Source organism: Shewanella sp. 10N.286.51.B7, from assembly GCF_002873615.1.
Lineage (GTDB): Bacteria > Pseudomonadota > Gammaproteobacteria > Enterobacterales > Shewanellaceae > Shewanella > Shewanella electrodiphila.
This window is the reverse complement of the sequence record NZ_MCUF01000086.1, coordinates 1-751: the sequence shown is the minus strand read 5'-3', so window position 1 is coordinate 751 and position 751 is coordinate 1. Positions and strand designations below refer to the sequence as shown.

Here is a 751-nt window from a genome sequence, read left to right as displayed (position 1 = left end):
GGTGTTGCATGGGTAATACGCGCCGTTGAAACAACACCCGTTGATAAGCCTTTGATTTCAGCTAGTTCAAGTGCAGTGACCACTTCATTTCCAGCAACCGTTGAACAGTCACCGCGAACGATATCTTCATCAACACCTAGAACACCAGCATCACTTTTAAGGCCTGACATCATGGCTGTCATCGTGCCCGCAGAGTCCGGCGTTTGTGCATCTACGTTATAGGTTTTCACTAACGCAGTGTGAGGGAATGTTTCGAAGCTTAAGTAGCCTTCTTCACCAGGTTGTCCTGCCATTTGTCCCTGAAGAATACGGGATGCAGTTAGGGTTGAAACGCCCATCCCATCACCGACAAAAATGATCACGTTTTTGGCTTTAAATTGATTATTAGTATCCAGTTTTGTGTCGATTGCGCTTTGCGCATCAGTAAACCAAGCATTCTCAGTTTGGTATGACGGTAGCACTTCAGCATTTAAGGCACTTGAAATGACTAAAGCAAGCACACCATATGATGCTTTCCAGGTCTTATTCATTATGTTGTCTATCCTATTGACGAGTGGTGGTTGAAAGCAGAGTTAGCTGCCCAATGAAAACGCACAAAGGTTAATCGGATGTTGTGAATGTTAGCTTGCAGTTATTTGATGTTTTGATGACCGAAATGTGACCACTTAAAACTGAATAAATTGTACTGATATAATCTGTTTATTAATGTTTGAATTATAAAGGATTAATTTTTTGATATGTTATAACATAT

The 751-nt window shown here is 41.0% G+C and carries 1 protein-coding gene; it reads right to left on the bottom strand.

Annotation, left to right across the window (positions count from 1 at the left end; all coding sequences use genetic code 11):
- A partial coding sequence (locus BCU84_RS19070; RefSeq protein WP_198589620.1) for an alkaline phosphatase occupies positions 1-530 on the bottom strand: 530 nt, incomplete at its 3' end.
- Positions 531-751: the final 221 nt, after the last annotated feature.